Origin of the sequence: Colwellia sp. RSH04, assembly GCF_003545765.1 — a bacterium.
Taxonomy (GTDB): domain Bacteria; phylum Pseudomonadota; class Gammaproteobacteria; order Enterobacterales; family Alteromonadaceae; genus Colwellia.
The window spans coordinates 24,211-46,009 of the sequence record NZ_QXIO01000007.1 but is presented as its reverse complement, the minus strand read 5'-3'; the positions used below and the strand labels follow the sequence as shown (position 1 = coordinate 46,009).

The 21,799-nt window shown below is 37.5% G+C and carries 20 protein-coding genes; 9 read left to right on the top strand and 11 right to left on the bottom strand.

Annotated elements, in window-relative coordinates:
* Positions 1–36 precede the first annotated feature (36 nt).
* From D1094_RS18665 to D1094_RS18940, 3 genes are all read right to left on the bottom strand, one after another.
* The gene (locus D1094_RS18665; RefSeq protein ID WP_182440183.1) at positions 37–186 is read right to left on the bottom strand and encodes a hypothetical protein; all 150 of its coding nucleotides are present in this window, start codon (positions 184–186) and stop codon (positions 37–39) included.
* A 201-nt stretch (positions 187–387) separates the two neighbouring features.
* Positions 388–1,461, bottom strand: a complete 1,074-nt coding sequence (locus D1094_RS12525) for an HlyD family efflux transporter periplasmic adaptor subunit (protein ID WP_259337952.1) — start codon at positions 1,459–1,461, stop codon at positions 388–390.
* Between the two features lie 33 nt (positions 1,462–1,494).
* Complete coding sequence (locus tag D1094_RS18940) at positions 1,495–1,644, bottom strand: hypothetical protein (protein WP_259337951.1); 150 nt, start codon at positions 1,642–1,644, stop codon at positions 1,495–1,497.
* A gap of 269 nt (positions 1,645–1,913) precedes the next feature.
* On the opposite strand from D1094_RS18940, the gene D1094_RS12520 reads away from it, so the two are divergent.
* On the top strand, positions 1,914–3,536 hold the full coding sequence (locus D1094_RS12520) for a GMC family oxidoreductase (RefSeq protein ID WP_118960460.1): 1,623 nt from the start codon (positions 1,914–1,916) through the stop codon (positions 3,534–3,536).
* 61 nt (positions 3,537–3,597) lie between these two features.
* On the opposite strand, the gene D1094_RS12515 is transcribed toward D1094_RS12520, so the two are convergent.
* The 4 genes from D1094_RS12515 to D1094_RS12500 form a co-directional block, all read right to left on the bottom strand.
* Positions 3,598–5,394, bottom strand: coding sequence for an acyl-CoA dehydrogenase C-terminal domain-containing protein (locus D1094_RS12515; RefSeq protein WP_118960459.1), 1,797 nt, complete (start codon positions 5,392–5,394; stop codon positions 3,598–3,600).
* A 186-nt stretch (positions 5,395–5,580) separates the two neighbouring features.
* Complete coding sequence (locus D1094_RS12510) at positions 5,581–6,138, bottom strand: hypothetical protein (RefSeq protein WP_118960458.1); 558 nt, start codon at positions 6,136–6,138, stop codon at positions 5,581–5,583.
* A gap of 73 nt (positions 6,139–6,211) precedes the next feature.
* Positions 6,212–10,165, bottom strand: a complete 3,954-nt coding sequence (locus D1094_RS12505; protein WP_118960457.1) for a rhombosortase-dependent M36 family metallopeptidase — start codon at positions 10,163–10,165, stop codon at positions 6,212–6,214.
* 377 nt (positions 10,166–10,542) lie between these two features.
* Complete coding sequence (locus D1094_RS12500) at positions 10,543–10,971, bottom strand: DUF3010 family protein (protein ID WP_118960456.1); 429 nt, start codon at positions 10,969–10,971, stop codon at positions 10,543–10,545.
* 120 nt (positions 10,972–11,091) lie between these two features.
* Between D1094_RS12500 and D1094_RS12495 the strand changes: the two genes are divergently transcribed.
* Both D1094_RS12495 and D1094_RS12490 read left to right on the top strand, forming a co-directional pair.
* Positions 11,092–11,817, top strand: coding sequence for an SDR family NAD(P)-dependent oxidoreductase (locus D1094_RS12495; RefSeq protein ID WP_118960455.1), 726 nt, complete (start codon positions 11,092–11,094; stop codon positions 11,815–11,817).
* Positions 11,818–11,939: 122 nt separating this feature from the next.
* Positions 11,940–12,890, top strand: a complete 951-nt coding sequence (locus D1094_RS12490) for an amidohydrolase (protein ID WP_182440182.1) — start codon at positions 11,940–11,942, stop codon at positions 12,888–12,890.
* A gap of 37 nt (positions 12,891–12,927) precedes the next feature.
* On the opposite strand, the gene D1094_RS12485 is transcribed toward D1094_RS12490, so the two are convergent.
* The 3 genes from D1094_RS12485 to D1094_RS18660 form a co-directional block, all read right to left on the bottom strand.
* Positions 12,928–14,103, bottom strand: coding sequence for a mandelate racemase/muconate lactonizing enzyme family protein (locus tag D1094_RS12485; RefSeq protein WP_118960453.1), 1,176 nt, complete (start codon positions 14,101–14,103; stop codon positions 12,928–12,930).
* 57 nt (positions 14,104–14,160) lie between these two features.
* Positions 14,161–14,931: a class II aldolase/adducin family protein gene (locus D1094_RS12480; protein ID WP_118960452.1), complete on the bottom strand. Its 771-nt coding sequence runs from the start codon at positions 14,929–14,931 to the stop codon at positions 14,161–14,163.
* Positions 14,932–15,041: 110 nt separating this feature from the next.
* Complete coding sequence (locus D1094_RS18660) at positions 15,042–15,218, bottom strand: hypothetical protein (RefSeq protein ID WP_182440181.1); 177 nt, start codon at positions 15,216–15,218, stop codon at positions 15,042–15,044.
* Between the two features lie 129 nt (positions 15,219–15,347).
* Here D1094_RS18660 and D1094_RS12475 point away from each other — a divergent pair, with 129 nt between their 5' ends.
* From D1094_RS12475 to D1094_RS12460, 4 genes are all read left to right on the top strand, one after another.
* Positions 15,348–16,574 carry a threonine/serine exporter ThrE family protein gene (locus D1094_RS12475; RefSeq protein WP_118960451.1) on the top strand — a complete coding sequence of 409 codons (1,227 nt, stop codon included), beginning with the start codon at positions 15,348–15,350 and terminating at the stop codon, positions 16,572–16,574.
* A gap of 37 nt (positions 16,575–16,611) precedes the next feature.
* Entirely contained in the window at positions 16,612–17,229 is a 618-nt protein-coding gene (locus tag D1094_RS12470; protein ID WP_118960589.1) for a TetR/AcrR family transcriptional regulator, read from the top strand.
* A gap of 242 nt (positions 17,230–17,471) precedes the next feature.
* Positions 17,472–19,538, top strand: a complete 2,067-nt coding sequence (locus D1094_RS12465; protein ID WP_118960450.1) for a M13 family metallopeptidase — start codon at positions 17,472–17,474, stop codon at positions 19,536–19,538.
* Positions 19,539–19,638: 100 nt separating this feature from the next.
* Positions 19,639–20,508, top strand: coding sequence for a hypothetical protein (locus tag D1094_RS12460; RefSeq protein WP_118960449.1), 870 nt, complete (start codon positions 19,639–19,641; stop codon positions 20,506–20,508).
* A 19-nt stretch (positions 20,509–20,527) separates the two neighbouring features.
* On the opposite strand, the gene D1094_RS12455 is transcribed toward D1094_RS12460, so the two are convergent.
* Positions 20,528–20,890, bottom strand: a complete 363-nt coding sequence (locus tag D1094_RS12455) for a response regulator (protein WP_118960448.1) — start codon at positions 20,888–20,890, stop codon at positions 20,528–20,530.
* 225 nt (positions 20,891–21,115) lie between these two features.
* Here D1094_RS12455 and D1094_RS12450 point away from each other — a divergent pair, with 225 nt between their 5' ends.
* Positions 21,116–21,526, top strand: coding sequence for a hypothetical protein (locus D1094_RS12450; protein ID WP_118960447.1), 411 nt, complete (start codon positions 21,116–21,118; stop codon positions 21,524–21,526).
* Entirely contained in the window at positions 21,523–21,723 is a 201-nt protein-coding gene (locus D1094_RS12445) for a helix-turn-helix transcriptional regulator (RefSeq protein ID WP_118960446.1), read from the top strand. Before D1094_RS12450 ends, D1094_RS12445 begins: the two co-directional genes overlap by 4 nt.
* Positions 21,724–21,799 lie beyond the last annotated feature (76 nt).

Sequence of the window (21,799 nt, the reverse complement as noted above, 5' to 3'; positions counted from 1 at the left end):
TCGACTATATTTTACTTAATAAAAAACTGTAGTAATTTAAGGCGCAAGCATCATATCTTCATATGAGGCAGTGCCCCAATCTTGACTAGCCCCCCATTTTACGGCATCGTATGCCAAACCACCCCAAAGCCATCCCATTCCACCACCAACTACTTGTTCAATTTCATTTACGTTTAATTCACGCATAATGTTATACTCCATAATATCCGACATTTATTATCGGGTTGTTAAGTGCTAACTCAATCATTTGAGTTAGCTATTAATAAGGCTGGCTTTAGTTTTCTCGCTAAAGTTCGACTAAAGACAGCCACTCCATTTCCCAACAAGGTGATTGCTATTAAACAAGTGCCTCATTAGAAAAATTCATATAATTTATTTATTCACCACCTAGCTAACTCTGCCTTTTAAGCTATAAATCGGCTCAAGTAACCATTCAATTAAGGTGCGTTGTTCTAACATGATATCTGCCTCAAATAACATACCGCTTTTTAAATCAAACGCTTTACCAAAAGCCTTCATTTGCTGTTGATTTAACTTTGCACGTAAACGGTAAACAGGCTCTTGTAACGATATGGGTAATTGAATTTCGTTAGGAGATATCAAGGCTTGATCGATTCGTGTAATTTCACTTTTAATGAAGCCAAAACGTTGATAAGGAAATGCATCAAAGCGTAATCGAGTATTGTTACCCAATTGAACAAAACCAGCAGAGCGAGTAGGCAATAACAATTCAGCAACCAGCTCGGAACCTTCAGGTAAAATATGTAATAAAGGCTTAGATTGCGCTTTGCTTTGTGACAATGTTTCCCCTTCAACCACTTGAATACCCGTTACTACTCCACTATTACTAGCAGTAATAGTGTATTTATAATTACTTGCGACTTGAGCTAATTGACGTTGAAGATCTGCTTGCTGGCGTTTAAGGCTGTTAATACGTAAGGCATATTGCTGTGGAATATTCTTAATGTTAAAGGTAATTTGGTTCAATTGATTCTGGTGTTGAAGTAACAAGCGGGCAATATTTTGTTTATCTTGCTTAGCTTCAAGTAAAGCCTGCTGTTGACGCTCTCTTTCTAAGTTAGATAAATAACCGCTTTTATTGAGCTGATTAAAGTCTCGTTGCTGTTCATTCAATAATGTTAACTTTTCTTCAGCTAATGTTAATTGATTTTCAAGTGCTATTTGTTCACTTTCTAACGCGGTATGTTGAGCTTGTAAGTTAAGTATCTCTTGCGCTTTTAAGGCTTGGTGTTGCATTATTTCATCACTTAATAAGTTTGTTTGAGTATTAAGTTGATCAGCAAGCTGTTTACTTAAGTCAACACCTTCACTATTGCTTTGTTGTACTAGAAGTGTTGCTAAAGACTGTCCTTTAGTAACTGTATCGCCTTCTTTAACCCAAAGTTTTTCTATGGTCCCACCTTGATTAGCAAAACTTTTTATAACGCCTTTATTTGGCATTAAAAAACCACGCACGGTTTCTTTACGAGAATATTAAGCAATAAAAAGGAAAGCAACAATAGCAATAGCAACTGATACTAAAATTAGTACTGTCAGCTTAATAGATAATGGTTGAGCTAAGGTTATAGCACCTGTTAAACGCTCACTTTGATGGGAAACAGCTTCCTTTCTAAATAACGTCATATCAACTCCTTTGAATTCGAAGCCGAAAGATATACGTTATACAATATTTTTGTCAAGTTTTTAAGCGATAACAAACTAAAAAATAATATTAGCTCAACAGGGCAAGCAAGCTTTAGAGTATTGAATTAAATATTTTTTACTAAAACAACAAAGCTTAAAACACTTAACGTTTAATTCTTTTAAGCGTTTTATTGCGCTCTTGAAAAGTAACGCTACATGTTTCATAGTGGTCTGACTTGTATAAAAATAAAAGAATAGAAAGGCTTCAGATGAAAGAATTTGATTTTGTCATTGTGGGTGGTGGCTCTGCTGGTTGCGTATTAGCAGATAAGCTTTCTGAAAACGCTGAGTTCACTGTTTGTCTTATCGAGGCAGGCCCCAAAGATACACATTGGAGTATTCATCTTCCTCTTGGTGTTATTGATTTAATGAAAAACAAATCGCTTAATTGGCAATTTAATTCTACGCCTGAAACAACACAAAACAATCGAAAAGTATTTAACCCCCGAGGAAAGACCCTCGGTGGCAGCAGTTCTATTAATGCTATGCTCTACATAAGAGGCCAGAAAGAAGATTATAATCATTGGGCAGAATTAGGTAACAAAGGTTGGAGTTACGCTGAGGTACTCCCTTATTTTAAAGCCGTAGAAAACCATGAACGTGGCGCCGATGAATTTCATGGCGTTGGTGGGCAGCTTAATGTGGCCGATTCACGTTCAAAACCTGTCATACAAGATCGATTTATTGCGGCGGCCCATAATGCTGGTTACCCATTAAATGATGACTTTAACGGTAAGAGTCAAGAAGGTGTAGGTTACTATCAACTCACACAAAAAGATGGTCAACGCTGTAGTGCAGCAACCGCCTTTTTAACACCTAACCTATCACGTAAAAATTTAACGGTTATTACTAACGCTCATGTCAATGAATTACTTATTAAAGATAAGCAAGCTTACGGGGTTAATGTCACAATAAAGGGCGTTGCTATTGAAATAATTGCTCGTAAAGAAGTGCTTTTATGTGCCGGCGCTTTTAATTCTCCTCAACTGTTAATGCTTTCAGGCGTAGGCCCAAAAGAAGAGTTAACAAAGCATAATATTAGCGTTAAGCACGAATTAAAAGGTGTTGGTCAAAATTTGCAAGATCATGTTGATGCTTTAGTGGTGTCTAAACACCAACATAACGAGTTGCTCGCATATCGACCCAAAGCAATCAACTGGTTTATTAAAGAATCCTTTAAATATTTCTCACTACCTTTTAATAAAAATACACAAAGAAAAGGTATATTAACTTCTGTCGTCGCTGAAGCCGGTGGCTTTATTAAAGCCAATAAGCAATCGACTCGGCCTGACTTACAGTTACATTTTATTCCTGCAGCAATGGATGACCATGGTCGTAATCATAAAATGCTGTTTAATTACGGTATCTCTTTGCATGTATGTTTATTACGCCCGAAAAGTAGAGGTGAAGTGAAGCTATTTGGCAAAAACCCCCGATTAGATCCCGCCATTACGCTTAATATGCTCAGCGATAAAAACGATCAAGAGTACATGATAAACGCGGTAAAAATTGCTCGAACCATACTTAATCAAACGCCTTTAATAGAAAATAATTTAGCAGAGCTTTCACCTGGCAAGCAGGTTCAGTCTGATGAAGACATTTTGAAATTTCTTAAAGAAAAGGCTAATACTATTTATCACCCTGTGGGAACGTGCAAGATGGGGCAAGATGATATGGCTGTTGTAGATAATCAACTTAAAGTTCATGGTATTGAAAACTTAAGAGTGATTGATGCTTCTATCATGCCTACCTTAATCAGTGGCAATACTAATGCACCTACCATGATGATTGCGACTAAAGCAGCAGAAATGATCTTAAATGAGCATTGTTAGTCATCATAGAAAAGGAAGCTTTCGCTTCCTTTTCTATTAGATTTACTTAAGGTTTTAACTACTAAAAACTAAAGTCTTCTGCATCAAGTGACATCATCGAGTCGGCACCATTTTCAACACACGATGCATGACCTTTTGCTCTTGGTAAAATGCGTTGAAAATAAAAGCGTGCCGTTTGAATTTTGGCCTGATAGAAAGCCTTGTCATCATCGCCTTGCGCTAACTTATCTAATGAGACTTTAACCATTTTCGCCCAGAAATACGCTAGTGTTAAATATCCTGAATACATCAGGTAATCAACGGAGGCAGCGCCTATTTCATCAGGGTTTTGCATCGCTTTTGCGCCAATGTTCTGTGTCATTTTCTGCCAATCGCCACCGAAGCTCATTATTGGCTGAATAAACTCTTGCATTGCATCTACTTCAGCATTTTCTAAACAAAATTTCGTTACTTCACTACCAAACGGTTTTAAAATTTCACCTTTCGAACCTAAAATTTTACGAGCCAATAAATCTAGCGCTTGTATACCTGTTGTACCTTCATATATACAGCTAATTTTTGTATCTCGCATTAACTGTTCCATGCCCCACTCTTTGATAAAACCATGACCACCAAATACTTGTACACCATGGCCAGTACACTCTAAGCCAACTTCAGTTAAGAAAGCCTTAGCAATAGGTGTTAATAAAGCGAGTTTACTTTCAGCCTTAGCAATTTCTTCAGCATCTTTACTTGCATGACCAATATCAACTAACTGAGCTAAGTAAGCAATTAGGGCTCTACCACCCTCTGCAATCGATTTTTGCGTCAGCAGCATTCTTCGAACATCTGGGTGAACAATAATTGGATCAGCTGGCCCTTGTGGGTTCTTAACTCCTGTTAAAGACCGCATCTGTAACCGATCTTTTGCGTAAGCTAGCGCTCCTTGAAATGAAGCTTCAGCCGCAGCAACACCTTCAGTTGCAACACCTAAACGGGCAGCGTTCATAAAGGTAAACATACAGTTTAAACCACGATTAATTTCGCCAATTAAGTAGCCTTTAGCACCGTCAAAGTTAATAACACAAGTAGCATTAGCATTAATCCCCATTTTATGCTCAATAGAGCCACAGCTTACGGCATTTCTTTCTAGAATTTCGCCTTGCTCATTCACATTAAACTTAGGCACAATGAAAAGAGATATTCCTTTACTGCCTTCAGGAGAACCTGGAATACGGGCAATAACAATATGAACAATGTTATCTGACAAGTCGTGCTCACCAGCAGAAATAAATATTTTAGTTCCCGTTAAGGAATAACTACCATCATCATTCAACTCTGCTTTTGTACGCAGCATACCTAAGTCGGTTCCACAATGAGGTTCAGTTAAGCACATAGTGCCTGTCCAAGCACCTTCAACAAGTTTTGGCATAAAGGTTTGCTTTTGTACTTCACTACCATGCGCTTCAATTGTCGCTAATGCACCGTGGCTTAAGCCAGGGTACATAGCAAAGCTATGGTTTGCTGCTGAAAAGAATTCATTAATTGCAGTATTGAGTGAATGAGGTAAGCCTTGACCACCAAAATCAGTATTCTGAGCTAACGTAGGCCAACCACCATCAACAAATTGTTGATATGCTTCTTTAAAACCATCAGGGGTTGTTACTTCACCATCTTTCCATGTACAACCTTGCTGGTCACCAATTTGATTAATAGGTGCGATGACTTGCTCTGTAAATTTTGCCGCCTCAGATATTATGGCATCAACCATATCAGGGCTAGCGTCTTCGTAACCTAAGCGCTGATAAAGGTTGTCACAGGCTAATAACTCTTGCATGACAAATTTTACATCTCGTATTGGGGCTTTATACTCTGGCATCAGTATCTCCTAACAATTTTACAAACCCTCTCTGGTAAGAGGTCTAATTTCAAACAGTTGTTTGATTAAAGCATGATATGAAAGTTTTTTAAAGCCAAAATAAAAAAAGGAGCAAAATATGCTCCTTTAATAGACTTAACTCAGCTTATACTTTTAATTATAGCTATCAAATACCATAAGTATTAATTAAAACTCAGCAACTTTTGCTTTACCACTATAATCAATTTCTAACTCAACAGTTGTTAACTCTTCATTTGCTTTAAGTAAGTGATAAATTGCTTCTAAGTTATCAACTTTAGTGGGGAAAATTCGATAAGTATCTTTTGCAATTTTTTTCTTGTGTTTTAAAACAACCGGAGTGACACGTAAAGGCTTACCTGGTTTAGTTACGACAACAAAACTGCCTTTTACTTCACCATATTCAGACATTGAAAAATTAAATAGTTTAGTACCTTGTTGAATTAAGTTTGCTTGGTATTCAAATTTTTCGCCATTAAAAGAAATAGTTTTTTTACCAAAAACTGGTTTGGAAATTGGCGTTTTATGTTTTTTAATCTCATTACTTCGACTAATTTGTTGTTCTTGATTAGTGTTTTCAAGCTGGCTTTGCTCTGCCACTTTTTTCTGATTAACTTCTGCAGCTGATGTTTGAGTCTCTGCTTGAGTACATGAAAAAAGCACTGTAATTAGTACCATAAAAGGCATTAACAGTAAGTTTTTTGTAGTAAATTTCAAATTAGGCATACTGCCTCCTTTATCTTAGTAATTAAAAAAGCCAGCTACTAAAGCTGGCTTTAAATTACAACAATATTAGTTATTACTTACGGCGGCGTAACGCTGCTAAAGGTAATAGTAATAATGCTATCCAACCCGTAGAACCACCAGATGACTTCTGAGAAGAGACTACTGGTACAGGTACATCAGTAACATTAACGGTTACCGTTTTAACGACTGACTCAGAACCATCTGAAACAGTTACGGCAAACTCTAGTGTTGTATTAGCAGACACTTGTGGAGCAGAGAAGCTCGCTTGTGCCATATCTGCATCAGATATTGACACACCAGTACCCGACGTTTCAACCCATGAATAAGTCAGCGCATCACCATTAGGGTCTGTTGCTTCTACCGATAAAGAAACAGTAGTACCTTCTGTTACAGTTTGCTCTGCAACTGCTGTATCCATTGTTACAAGTGGCGCTCTGTTATCACAAGCATTCACATCACCCGCAATTACATCAGAGAAGATGCTATTTTGAGTATTAGTGAAAGTCATGTCATCAATATACCAACCAGACGTAAAGCCAAATTGAGGCTCTGGAGCAAACGCTGAATCCGTAGCAATACGGAAACGGAACTCTACTTGGTTACCATTTAGCACTTCACCAAACGTAATCGATTCAGCACCATAATTGAAACCAGAAAAAGTATCACGTTCAGCAATAGCAGCTTCTGTGTATTCCAAGCCGGTATCAGTATAACCATCTCCAAGGAATTGACCGCCCATTTCAGTTACATCAGCCCAGTCGCCGCCATTAACTCTTACTTCAACCACTGCACCATCATAACCTGTTTCAAGGTTATATAAATGCCAAAAGCTAACAGTATACTCACCGTCAAAACCTACCGACATAGGACGTGTTTGATATGCAACATCAGTGGTAAAGCTATGACCAGTACCAGAAATCATACCATCAGCAGCGTCCCATTGATCTAGACCCCAACTGCCTTTAGCCATATCATCGCCAACCATAACTGTTTCGGTATAATCATGTAAACGAGAAAGCGTATTAAAGTCATCAGTTTGCGATGTACCCATCATTTCTCTATCGACAAAATCTACGTTCGTTAAAGTCGAAAGCATGTAGTCATCTGCTTCAACGTCTTCTTCCAGATCAGGTACAAACTTCAATACTAACTCATCACCAACACCCGCTTCATTAAGCGTAAATTCAATTGGTGCGCTAGTAGCAGAGCTAAACATCGCAACATCACTAAACGTAACAACACCGTCATTTGCAAAAGTTACATCATGACCACTTTCAACTACAACCGTACCCGTTAAGGCTGTTAAACTCGCGCTACCGCTATTTTTAACAGTAAAGCTAACAGTACCAGTCTCGCCTTTATCTAAAATATTATCGTTTGAACAGAAGCCTGACGTTAAGCCTTCATAATTAGTATTTAAAGCATGTTCTGTTACCGCAAATGTACTTAGTTCAGTTTTATAAGACTCAACAGCGCCAGCGTGATCCGTTGCAAAACGCGCTGGTGATTCAGCACCTAGACCCATACCACGGCTTGCAAATGCTGCTAACATTAATTTGTAATCTTCAGCATCATTAGCATAAGCGGCGGCAAGAATAGCATCACGGCCTTCAGTAAACGTTGGTGCCATAGGCATCATCTTATAACCGGCAACTAAGTAGTCTTTCATCAGACTCTTCGCTTCAGCAAAGGTATGGCGCTCATCATTTGCTAAGGCAACGAATGATTCCCATAACATGTTACCCCAGATTGAACCTGGTGCATGCACTTGGCCTGGGTACAATGCTATATCTTCAAATGATGATGGATTAACTTCCATATCAGTTGAATATGGATACGGACGAATACCATTTACAAAACTTGAAACATAAGTAATTGCGCCATAACCACCAGCATAGTCTTCATTACCAACAATCATGTTATCAGCTTCATCACTCGCGAGTAACAATGCATGGAAATCACCAAAACCTTCACCCATTGAACGAGCTTGAACACTGCTTAAGCCAGCGCCGTTACCAACTAAGCGGTTACTAATATAATGTCCCCACTCATGAGCAACAATAGCATTATCCCAAGAACTATCTTTGAATACGCGAGATAAATCACTCTTGAACATATCAACCGACACCGACTCATCGGCATCAATTAAAGCGTAAAGATCGACACCAGCATTTTGTGAAACCATCATCGCTGGAATTGTAATTGTCTCATCATCACCTGCCATGGTTATAACGTCATCACCATCTTTATTGTTGGCAATAATAACGGCAATTGCGCCGGCTTCTTGTGCACTGCGTGCTTTATCTACAAAAGCACATGAACCACGGTCAACTACAGCTATTTTACCTGCTAAATCAGCGGCATTTACTGCCGACTCACAACCATCGTTAACAGTATCAGTACCATCATCTAAACGCACTAACTCACCAGACACTGAAAACACTTCAGGTCCAAATACAGCAAAACCTACGTTATCTAAAAGACCAATATCTGCATGAGTTGTTGCAGTAATACCAAAGTCAACACCATTTACTGCTTGTGTTGTTTCCCAAAGGTACATCTGCATGCGTGGTGAACCACCATCAGCAGGTGTCGACATATTCGCATTGTTAAAGCCAGAGTTATCTTGAACTTCAACATTTAGCGCATCACCTTCTTCACCGCCGCGGCCATAGTTTGATACTTGTGCGTTACCTGCAACTTCATCAAAACCATGATCGTAATAATCATCATGCAAATAGTTAGTTAAATAAAATAAGTTCACAATAGCCGCATTACGGTTATTTACTGAATACTCAGCTTCTTCTTCATTATATTTATAATCAAACGTATTGGCGCTGGTGATTTCTGCCATGTAATCGCCATTGGTAAAGCCTTGTGGAGCAATCGCATCAACATACGCAGTAACGTTATTACCCTGAGTCGTAGTAGCATCATCTGCTAACCACGGGTCCATCGTACTAATTGGGCCATGAGATAAAGAGACTAAAGGAGCATCTAGATACTCAGCGCTTAAAAATGCAGCAGGATCACTACCCGCTGGTGCTGGCATTACGTTACCATGAGGGCCATCCCACGGCTTACCATTTTCTTCTGCATATACTCGGTAATCAAAGTCTGATGCGTGGCTAGATAAATTCTTTTTGAATAATACCTCACCCGTTTGAGCTGATACGACATAACCATACATTTCAGAGTCACGGCTATCAATATCACCCGTTTCAACTTCAACATAATGAGCGGCAACTAGCTTATTTTTGTGCTCGAAAAATACTTTTTTGGCACGTGGTTCGCCAATCAATACTTTGTCCGTTGAAGTGTTAGCGACTGAAAATTGTTCATACTTATTATTTACATTTTCATCTGTCGATTTAACAGACAATGAAATAGAGCGGCTATCACCACCCATGTCATCAAAAACAGTGTTAATTGAATTCACTGCACTGCCAAAATCATTGCCTAAATTTTTAAGGGTAGAAGCCGCAGCTTTAGTCACTCGTGAATTTACAAAATAACCTGATGAAGCAACTAAATTGAACTCTCTATCCATCATGATGTTATATTCACGATTAAAGACTTCTATGCCAGCAACCTCTTGCTTGTACTTGGCAATTTTAGCGCCACGACCTAAATCATGAATTTGTGATAAAACAGGTTTAGCAATACTGTTATTTACATCTTTAATACCTGTGAGCTGTTTCATATAAAAATCTGCAGCATAAGCATTTTGATGTTCAGCAGATAGTGCTCTTACACTTGGCGTTTTATGATGAGTGCTAGCCCATTGAAAGGTTGTTTTACCGAGCTGAGCATCATACTGATTTCTCATACCACTAATGGTTGGTTGATGATGTTGCTTCTGCGCAAAAGTATTTATTGGCAACTTAACCTTTGCAGGTGCATTAAGGCCATGAGCAGTATCAAAGCTCGATGCTACGCTTCCAAGCGTCGTAACAGATAAAGCTGCGCCAACAAAGCTGGCTACCATTGTTTTATTCATTTTCATTAAGATTCCTCTATTTAATTTTTAACTTCAATACTTGCGCAGAATTCCATCTGTCTTATTGTTTTTTAAATTATTCAAGCAATCACCCTATACCAAAACGAAGAAAGAAAACAATAAAAAAACACTTTTATTACATATTTTTTACATCCAAAATCACAACAACATGTAAAGATAATGTTGCATTAGTGATAATATCACTATTTAATGGGTAAGAATTAAAGGAAAAGCGCTAACTTATTTAAAGAGTTATTTAAAATTAAATAAGGAATTAAGGGCTGTTGATCTATGTTGAAGAGATAAAATAGGTGAGAGACCCATAAATTATTATGGGCCTATATTTTGAAAACTGAAAACTGAAAACTGAAAACTGAAAACTATTAATGTTTACTTTCTAGGTAGGCAAAGACACTGCTAAACGCCTGCTCTTGATATTGTTTTAACCCTGTATCTCTAAAATCAATATCTATTTGGCTTTTCGCTAATTCTTTCTTTATAAAAGTTCCCGCAAGTATTTCAACCGTTAAGTCACTTATTAACTGAATTGCCGCTTCTAATTTAAAACTAACAGGGCCGCCTGCAAATTTGCCCTTTAATGCTCTTCCTTTGATAACCACATGAGTAACTTGATAATCTTCCATCAATTTTGCGAAGGTAAATTGAAATTTTTGCACTTGTTCTGCATCTGCTGCATTTTCAAGTGTCACTTTTTGTACTCGTGTATGAGGAATATCATACAAACCGTTTTCTTTAGACATAATACAAATAATTGCATCGCTACCTTTTAATTCAACGCCACATACTTTCATAAATAAACCCTATATTTCGTAATTACCTTATTATACACGCAAACCAATAGCATAAGTAAATGGAACTTACTTCGCCATACAGGTATTATTTAACCAAGAGTCATTAACATTAGAAAAGCTATGCAAAAAGTATGTGTGATCACCGGTGGTAGCTCAGGGATTGGGCTTAGTATTGCTCAATTATTTGTACAAAAGAACTATCAAGTATTTAATTTAGATTTAACACCGAGTGCAGTGGGGGTATTCAAACAATGTGATGTCTCAAACACTCAACAGGTAACTAAAATTATAACTGAGATAGCTAAAGAGCATACTATCGATGTTTTAGTGTCAAATGCAGGTATTCACTATTCAGGTAATATTGAAAACACCACAGAAGCTGACTTTGATAAAGTATTCTCTATTAACGTAAAAGGCGCTTATACTGCGGTTAAGGCTGTACTACCTAGTATGAAAGCGTCTAATAAAGGGGCGATTATTTTGATGGCATCAGATCAAGCGTTAGTCGCTAAGCAAAACTCTTTCGCTTACAACTTAAGTAAAGCTTCGCTCGCTTCAATGGCCAAAACAACCGCACTAGATTATGCTCGGTATAATATTAGAGCCAATGCTGTTTGCCCTGGTACTATAGAAACACCGCTATACCATAAAGCCATTAATAATTATTGTGAAAAATCAGGTGAAAATAAAGCACAGGTACATAGTGAAGAAGCGGCTTTACAACCATTAAACCGACTTGGCCAACCTGAAGAAGTTGCTGAACTGGTCTATTTTTTAGCATCCGATAAAGCAACCTTTATTACCGGCAGTTTACAAGTGATTGATGGTGGTTACACTGCACAGTAAGATAATAAAATCATGATACCAAGTGAATTAATAAAGCGCCTAGCTGACTAATTCACTATTTCAATTGGAAGAAACAACGCTAAGGATTAAGTTAATTCGCGCTAAGAATGATGGAAACAGCTTTGAAAATAATTGACCCACATCTACATTTATTTGATTTAACCCATGGCGAGTATTTGTGGCTTAAAGATGACAACCCGCCCTATTGGCAAGATAAAAAGCTTATTCAGCATAATTTTAAAGAAAACCATTTGTGCTTGTCGGGTGAGTTATCGCTTGCGGGGTTTGTTCATATTGAAGCGGGGTTTAATAATAACCAGCCATGGCAGGAACTCGCCTTTCATGAAGTAAATTGCAGCTCACCTTTTAGCAGTATTGCTGCAATTAACTTACTCGATTCCGATAGTCAGTTTACCTTGGTATTGAATAAACTTTTATTACAAAGAAGCTTTAAAGGAATTAGGCATATATTAGACTCTCAGGCGTTATCACTATTAACGTCACCACAAGTGCTCAATAATATTAAACAACTAAATCAACTCTCTAAGCAACGCTTATCGAACCATAAGCCAATAATTTTTGAAGTACAACTCCCGTTTGAAGATACTCAAGCCTGTAGGGCCTTGCATAACGTAATATCAACTTACCCGCAACTCACGTTTGCGATTAACCACACCGGCTTCCCTCCTGACTTTGTTGTTGAAAGTACGCTAAATAAAAATGCTTTAGCGACTAATAGCATAATGAGTAGTACACAAAATCACAGTACATGGCGGCAAAACGTAATCAGTTTTGCACAATATCATAATGTCATCATCAAATGCTCTGGCTGGGAAATGATAAATAGACATTATAATGCTGACTGGTTGAATAAATGCATCACGTTTGTTATAGAAAACTTTGGTATTAACAAAGTCATGTTAGCCAGCAATTTTCCGCTTTGTTTATTTAGTCAAACCACTTATCAAGCGTATTGGCAATACTTACTTAATTTACCTGTAATAAATGCGTTATCTGAAGATGAAAAAAGCGCGATATCTGCTGATAACGCGCTTTATTATTATTTTGATTAAGTTAAGAGTGCCCCCTGTTTATGGGGCAAATTAACCTTTACTTAATTAATACATGTGGCGATTTTTTAACAACCGCATCGTTTAATTCAATGCCAATACCTGGCTCTTCGCTTACATTAAATACACCATTTTTAGGTTGTGGGTCTTGTATGCACAGTTCTCTATTCCATTCTTTTGTTGCATAAGTATGATGCTCATGAATTAAAAAATTTGGAATTGCCGTTTCTAAATGTAATGAAGCCGCTGTCGCCACTGGCCCACCACAAACATGTGCTTGTATTCGAATATCGTAAACATCTGCATAATCACACACTTTTTTCGCTTCAGTAAAGCCACCGCATAAACCGACATCAGGTTGTAATACATCAATACTTTGATCTTCAAAATAAGGGCGTACGTCCCAACGGTGATATAAACGCTCACCGCCAGCAATAGGTACATTCACATTATCAGATACTTTTTTGTGTACTGCTGGGTTCAAATAATTAACGGGCTCTTCATACATCATGCAGTTAACTTCTTCGATCACTTTCCCCATTTGTATTGCTGACGCAGCTCCCATTAATGAATGAGATTCAAATATAATATCTACGTCTTCACCGACAGCATCTCGAATGGCTCTAAGCCTGTCACCAAACAACCTCATCTGTGGTTGTGTGAATAACTTAGTACGGTCGAAGGAAGAGCTGCCATCCTTGTTATAAACAATAGGGTCCACTTTAACCGCATCATAACCTTCGGCAACCGCTTTTAGTGCTGCTTGAGCATATTCTTCTGGCTCTATCAGTTTAGTAATTTCACTGTCCCAATCAAACTGTAACTGGCTTGCATAGGTACGTAAATTTTCATTTACCTTACCCCCTAACAGTTGATATACCGGTACGCCAAGCGCTTTACCTTTAATATCCCAAAGTGCGGTATCAATCGCACTCATAGCAGAATAGAGTACAGGTCCTCCACCTAAACCCCAAAAACTTTCTCGTAACATTTTTGACCAAAGTAACTCAGTATTAAATGGGTTAAAGCCAATGAGCACCGCTTCACTAATTTCTTTAATCATTGCAGCAGCAGCGCTATGTCCCCAATCATAAGCAAGACCTGCTTCACCTACCCCTGTAATTCCTTCATCAGTATAAATACGTACAAAGACAGGGTTCCAAGGTGGACGTTTAGGGCAGTGAATATCAAATACTTCAATGTGGGTTATCTTCATATCTTTCTTTTAAACTCGTTATTTATCAAATGAATTAATTAGAGGTTTAGTTAAATTTTATTCTGCAAAACTAGGATCATTGCGATACACACGTCTTACCATTGCTGGCCAAGCTTTTTGTCCACCTGTTTCACCATCATGAACAATATTAGCTTGAGCTTTTATCCCATCAATAATACTTTGTGGCGCATAAATAGGTTGCATACCCGTCGCCATAACTTGAAGTTGAACTTGGCAGGCACGCGTTAAATCATACATATGCATAAACGCATCACCAATTGTTCTTCCCATCGTTAACGCACCATGATTGCGCAATAGCATAAAGTTTTTTGAACCTAAATCTTGTTGTAGCCTTAACTTTTCATCGGCATTAACAGCTAAACCTTCATAATCGTGATAACTCATAGAAGCAAGCGCAAACATAGAATATTGACTAAGTGGCAACAACCCTTCCTCAGTACTTGCAACAGCAATAGTTTCATTGGTATGAACGTGTAAAGCGCAGATGTCATCGTGACGAACTTCATGCACAGCACTATGAATAGTAAAGCCTGCTGGGTTTATTTCAAAAGGGCTGTCAGGGTCAATAATATTTCCGTCAATGTCTATTTTAACAAGGTTTGATGCCGTGATCTCTTCAAACGCTAAACCAAAGGCATTAATTAAAATATGCTCTGTTTCAGGGATACGTACAGAAATATGCGTGTGAATTAAGTCGTCCCAGCCATGCATATGTAATAACCGGTAACATGCAGCTAAATCAACTCTTAACTGCCACTCCAGTTCTGATACTTTGTTTTTCAAATTTAACTTAGGTACAGGGTACATGTTCATGCCTTTTAAAATTTATGCTATTCAATACTTATTTAAATGAGTTTATCTGATGAATATCAACCGATAAAGCTGTTTTACTTTTGTCTTATAAGTAAAAGTACTGTTTAAGCTACTAGGTTTTTAATAATCGCCGCAATGATCAAAATAAAAACTAAAACCCAAATAAGCTTACTGTATTTACTTTGTTGCTCTACGCTAATAGGCTTAGCGTATTTTTCACCAAAAATAACCATTAAAAAGACAGCAAAAAATACACAAGCCAAAATCACCAACAATGTCATAACATTCCCATTATCTTCAGTTTAAAGACCAATTATCACATTCATCTTAAGAAAAGAGGTTTAAAATTCACTTAAGTGATAAAATCTATTACCATATATTACAGTAACCGCTATTTCTTTCTATATCATATGTCCCACACTGATGATTTTTATCAAAAACGCCGCTTTATTATCCGTTTGGGTAAAGCATTACACAAATTAGGTTCAACCGCATATCGTTTAGAAGATAATCTACTTTCAATCGCTAATTTTCTTGATATACGCGCATCTTTTATTATCACGCCTACCGCATTAACCTTTATCTTATCTGATGATGAGGATGATCAACAATATAATCACCTTGTTCGAGTAACCCCTGGTGATATTGATCTGGGTTCATTAGCGAGAATCGATGAGCTTGTAGATGAGCTTATTAATGGTGAAAGAACTTTAGCAGAAGCAACAGAAAGATTAACCGAAGTTAATAACAAGCCAGCGCCCTACGGTGTTTTCTTAACCTTCCTCGCGTTTGGTGCTTCAAGTGGTGCATTTGCAATGTTAATGCACACCAGCTGGAATGATGTTTTCTGGGCAACATTACTTGGGTTTGTTACTTTCTTATTTGTTTTATGGTCTGAACGCTCCAAACGTGTCACTGAATTATTAGAACCGCTATCAGCACTAACTGCCTCACTACTAGCTTCGGCAATATCATTAATAGATCCTAGTATAAATATTCCTATGGTGATTCTATCGACCATTATTGTTTTTATTCCTGGCTTGTCATTAACCGTAGGGTTATCAGAATTAGCTGCCCGACATTTAATGTCGGGGACTGCTCGGATTATGGATAGTGTGATGGTGTTATTTAAACTCTACTTCGGTGGTGTATTAGGCATGGCATTAGGTAAGCTTATGTGGGGAGAAGTCGCCTTTATTCCACCCCAAATAATGCCAGAATGGACTTCATGGATAGCCGTAACTACCTTATCAATCAGTTTGGTTATTTTATTTAAAGCACGAATTAAGGATGCACCTTGGGGAATAATATCAGGTTATATCGCCTTTGGTATGAGTGTTTGGGCAAGCACCTATTTAGGAGTTGCATTAGGCGCTTTTGTTGGAGCTTTCGCGCTAGGCTTGTATAGTAATTTGTTTTCTCGAGTGATGAATTTACCTTCGAGTATCGTACGTTTAATGGGGTTGGTTGTACTTGTACCAGGTAGTAAGGTTTACATGGGCTTGAACACCTTAGTGTCAGGACAGCAAATGTTAAATATTGCCGATTTAGGTTCACAAACGTTCTTAATATTTATGTCCTTAGTTGCAGGTATTATATTTTCTAATGTCGCTCTACCTCATAGAAAAAACCTTTAATTAACCTCTAGAATTAGCCCAAAAGAGTAACATGGTAATGACAAGTAACGAAGCAAGCTATCATCACGGCAACCTACGAAACAGCCTGCTTGCTTCTGCTAGTACTATAATACAAGAATCTGGTATTGAAGCCTTATCACTTAGAAAACTTGCCGAGCGAGTTGGTGTATCACGAACAGCGGCTTATCATCACTTTAAAGATAAAAACGATTTACTTTCAGCAATCGCTGCACAAGGTTTTATTACATGGCAGCAACAAGCAGAAGAAACCTTCGGAAAACCTTCACATTCAAGCAAAGAAAAATATCAAAAGTTCGTTCACGATTATGTACAGTTTGCTTATCAAAACCCTGCCATGTATCAGTTAATGTTTGGTAGTCGTTTATGGAAAAATAATCAAAGCTCTGATGAACTAAAGTCTGTTGCCTACCCTAGTTTTCAATACCAAGTTAACTTAGTAAAAAACCTTCAAGCAAAAGGTCTGCTGCCACAATCTGAAAATTCGTTAAGATTAGCCCAAGTAACTTGGGCAACACTGCATGGCATTGCTCAATTAGTGATCGATGGCATTTATGCAGATGCAAATCATCTCGATGAAATGTGTCAATGTGCAGTAAACCTTTTTTTAGATACGCCTTCCAAAAACAACATGTAAACAATCAGTTAACATAAATTAAATTTTATGTTGCTGCTTTTTGTGCAATCTTTTCTTTACAACGTATATAACCATGCAAAATAAAAATGTAAATAGATGTTTCGTTTGCTAGATATATCGCCAAATAACTCGTAACATGAGGCTATTGTGCAAGAATTTTGATACTTCTAGCAACGTTCTTTTTTGACGTTTCATTCAATTGCACGAACATATATTTATAATAATTTATTGAGAACATATCCATGAAAGCAATTTTAACCAGTGCAATTTGTTCTTCATTACTACTTATCTCTGGCTGTAACAGCCAAGTAAATAATAATGATGTTAACAGTGCCATAAGTACCCAAAAAACCGCTTTAGCTTCAGGTATTGAAAAAGCGAATATTGATAATTCAGTAAGAGCTCAAGATAACTTCTACCGTTATGTCAACGGTGGTTGGATGAAAAATAATGAAGTTCCCGGTGATAAAACTGCTATTGGTTCATTCTATGATTTACGTGATAAAGCTGACGATGACGTTAAAGCTATTATTGAAGAGTTAGCAGCAACAGAAAACTTAAAAATGGGTAGCGATGAGCAAAAAGTTGCTGACCTATTTCGCTCATACATGAACTCTGAAAACAGAGATGCACTGGGTAGCAAGCCAATTCAGCCGATTTTTGATGCGATAAACAACATAAAAAACAGCTCTGAATTATCTGAATTTTTTGGTAAATATCAAGCTGTTGGCGTTGGTAGCCCTCTTGCTTTCTATATCAGTATCGATGCCAAAGACTCTAGTCGTTATGCAACACACATTTGGCAAAGTGGCCTAGGTTTACCTGATAAAGATTATTACTTTAATGAAGCTGAACGTTTTACCGCTTTACGCGATGGGTATGTTGCCCACATAGAGAAAATGTTTGATCTTGCTGGCTTAAAAGGCGGAAAAGAAGCTGCTAAAACCATTATGGCTTTAGAGACAAAACTTGCAAACTACCACTGGACTCGCGTACAAACTCGTGACAGTGAAAAACGTTACAACAAGTTTGCTGTCAGCGATTTATCAACGTTAACTGACGCGTTTGACTGGTCTGCTTATTTATCTGCTCAAGGCGTAGCCTCGCAAAAAGATATTATTATTAACCAACCAGACTTCATTAAAGGTTTTGGTAAATTATTTGCTGAAACCCCGTTAAAAGACTGGCAAACATACCTAACATTCCATACGTTAAGTCATTTTTCACCTTACTTAAGTACTGACATTGATAACGAAAACTTTGATTTTTATTCAAAGCAATTAAGTGGTCGTAAAGAGCAACGTGCACAATGGAAACGTGGTGTAAGTGTTGTTAACCGTAACTTAGGTGAAGTTATTGGTAAGGTATACGTAGGTCGTCACTTTACGCCTCAAGCAAAAGCTCGTATGAGTGAATTAGTTGAGAATTTACGTTCAGCTTACGGTAGTAGCATTGACGGTTTAGAGTGGATGTCTGATGATACGAAAAAATCAGCACATGTAAAACTTGCCGCATTTACTCCGAAAATTGGTTACCCTGATAAGTGGGAAGATTATTCTGCTTTAACGATTAAATCAGATGATTTAGTGGGCAATTTATTACGTTCTTCTCGCTTAGGTCATGATAAAGAGGTTGCCAAGTTAGGCGGACCTATACATGACTGGGAATGGCATATGTCTCCTCAAACAGTGAATGCTTACTATAGCCCTACATCCAATGAAATCGTATTCCCTGCTGCAATATTACAACCTCCATTCTTTAATATGCAAGCTGATGATGCTGTTAACTACGGTGGTATCGGTGCTGTAATTGGTCATGAGATGGGTCATGGATTTGATGATCAAGGTAGTAAATATGATGCCGATGGTAATTTACGTAACTGGTGGACAGAAAAAGATCTTGAAGAGTTTGCTAATCGTACTAAAGCTTTAGTTGATCAATATGCAAACTACCAAGTGTTTGAAGATTTAAACGTAAATGGTGAATTAACACTGGGTGAAAACATTGGTGATTTATCTGGTGTAACTATCGCTTATAAAGCTTATAAAGCATCGTTAAATGGTAAAGAAGCACCCGTAATTGACGGCTTAACAGGTGACCAACGATTCTTCATGGGTTACGCACAAATCTGGCGTTCAAAGATTGTCGAAAAATCAATGCGTAATCGTGTTGCAACTGACCCTCATTCACCAGGTGAGTTCCGTGCTTTAGGATCTCTATCTAACATGAATGAGTTTTACGATGCATTTGACGTTAAGGAAGGCGATGCAATGTACATTGCTCCAGAAAAACGCGTTAAAATTTGGTAATAGTTAATCACTAAACTTTATAACAAAGGAGCTTCGGCTCCTTTTTTTTATCTTTGATAACTTTGACTATACTTAAATCAAATCCTTTTAAATAGTTATCATGATTCATCTTCTTTGTTTATCACTTGCTCTCTTGTCGCTAAATGCGCTTGCTCAGAAAGAAACAATTAACATTTCTGTTGAAACAGATATCTATAAATATGCTCAAGAAATTCTGAATGGACGAGATCCTATCGAAGTCTCTGATTACTCAGGACAAAACACTCAACGAGATGTGGTTGAATTTATTCTAATACAAAAAGCGTTAACATTAGGCGGTTCTGACCTAGAATTCACCTTTACCACAGGTAACTACGACGCTAGAAACATAAAACTACTACAAACGGGTTTATTGTTGATTAGTTTTGATTCTATGTGGCATTCGCATATTAGCCAATATTCTGATGAACTATATATCTCAGCCCCTGTTATTAACAAAGGGGAATATATGGCAGGTATTTATACATCAACAGCTCATCATTCTAGTATCACAGTAAAGCAATTAAGTGATTTACAACGATTAACCGTTGTTTCCAACAAAAATTGGCCTGTCGATTGGGCAACATTGAAGCAAATATCACCAAAATCATTAATGCACGAGGAAGAATGGTTATCAATGGCAAAAATTGTCAGTAAAGGTTGGGTTGATGTCATGTTAGCGCCATTTTCTAATACACTCCCTTTTAGCTATCAAGGCAAAGATTATTCTATCAAGGCCATTGAGGGTGTAAAGGTTGCGTTAAATGATAGCAGACACTTTGCTATTTCTAAAAAACACCCAAGAGGAAAAGAAACATTTATTGCATTGCAAAAAGGGCTAGCCATTTTACGTGAGCGAGGAGAGATTACAAAATCGTACCAGCAAGCGGGTTTTTTTAATACCCTAGTTAAAGACTGGAAGATAATAAACGAAACGACACTTGAAGACTGATTTAGCTGTGTTGTAACTTTTAATGATTCATTTTGTTTAATTGTTTTTGTAATGTTTCTATTTTAAATGGTTTCACAATAAACCCTGTCACCTTCTCAGCAATCAGTGACAAGACCACATTTCTATCGTCTTCACTCGTTACCATAAGCACTGGTAAATCTTGTAACTTCTTATCCGCTCTAACCTTTTCCAGTAGCTGCCTGCCGTTTAAATTTGGCATATGTAAGTCAGTCACTAATAAATCATAATCACCTTGCCTAAGCATTTTTAACGCTTGAAGACCATTTTTAGCCTCATCATTATCATGAAGGCCTAAAGTCTTTAACATATGCAACATTACCTGACGCATAGAAGCCATATCATCAACAACAAGTATCTTCATTAACCATATCCTTTAAATTCAACAACAATGAACAGTATAGTAAAGATATTAGCCGCTATTACACTTTATTATTAAAAATGAACCCAAATAACAGTCTATCTAAACACGCTTCACCTAGTAACAAAAAGAAAGTTAAAGCGTACTTTTTGTAAAACACACTTGACATAGAACTCCCCCTTACATAAAGTAAAGGTGACTTTACATAAAATCAAAGGAGCTTTACCAATGAATAAGGCTAAAAACTATACTTCCGTAAATAAAAAGAATACCAAAAAACTTTTATTCTGGACTTCAACTTGGGTGGTATCAATGGCTATTGCAGCTTTTGCACCGAGATTCATCTGGGACTTTAATACTACGTTAACCATCATCGGTGTATTACTTAACATTGCAGCTGGTGTAGGTATGCTACTTGCGAATAGACAATATCTTATTGACCTTGATGAGATGCAGCGAAAAATAATGTTAGAAGCTATGGGGCTTACCTTAGGAGTAGGCTTGGTCTTTGGTTTAAGTTATGAGCTTTTTGAAGATATTAAGCTTATCAATTCTGAGCCTGAGATTTCACATGTGGTTATTGTTATGGCAATTACCTACCTTATCGCTAATATCAAAGGTCAAAGGAAGTACCAATGAAAAACCGTTTAAAAGTTTTGAGAGCTGAAAGAGATTGGACTCAAGCTCAACTCGCCGAAGCATTAGGTGTTTCAAGGCAAACAATTAATGCTATTGAAAAAGGTAAGTTTGATCCCAGTTTGCCCTTAGCATTTAAGGCGGCAAGGTTATTTAGCTTATCTATTGAAGATATCTTTCAAGAAGAGCCAGAAGAATAAAAAATCAGCGTCTAGGAGCAAAAAAATCTAATCCCCCCCTAGTGCGCTGCTGTTATTTTATATTCACTCCAAGCTA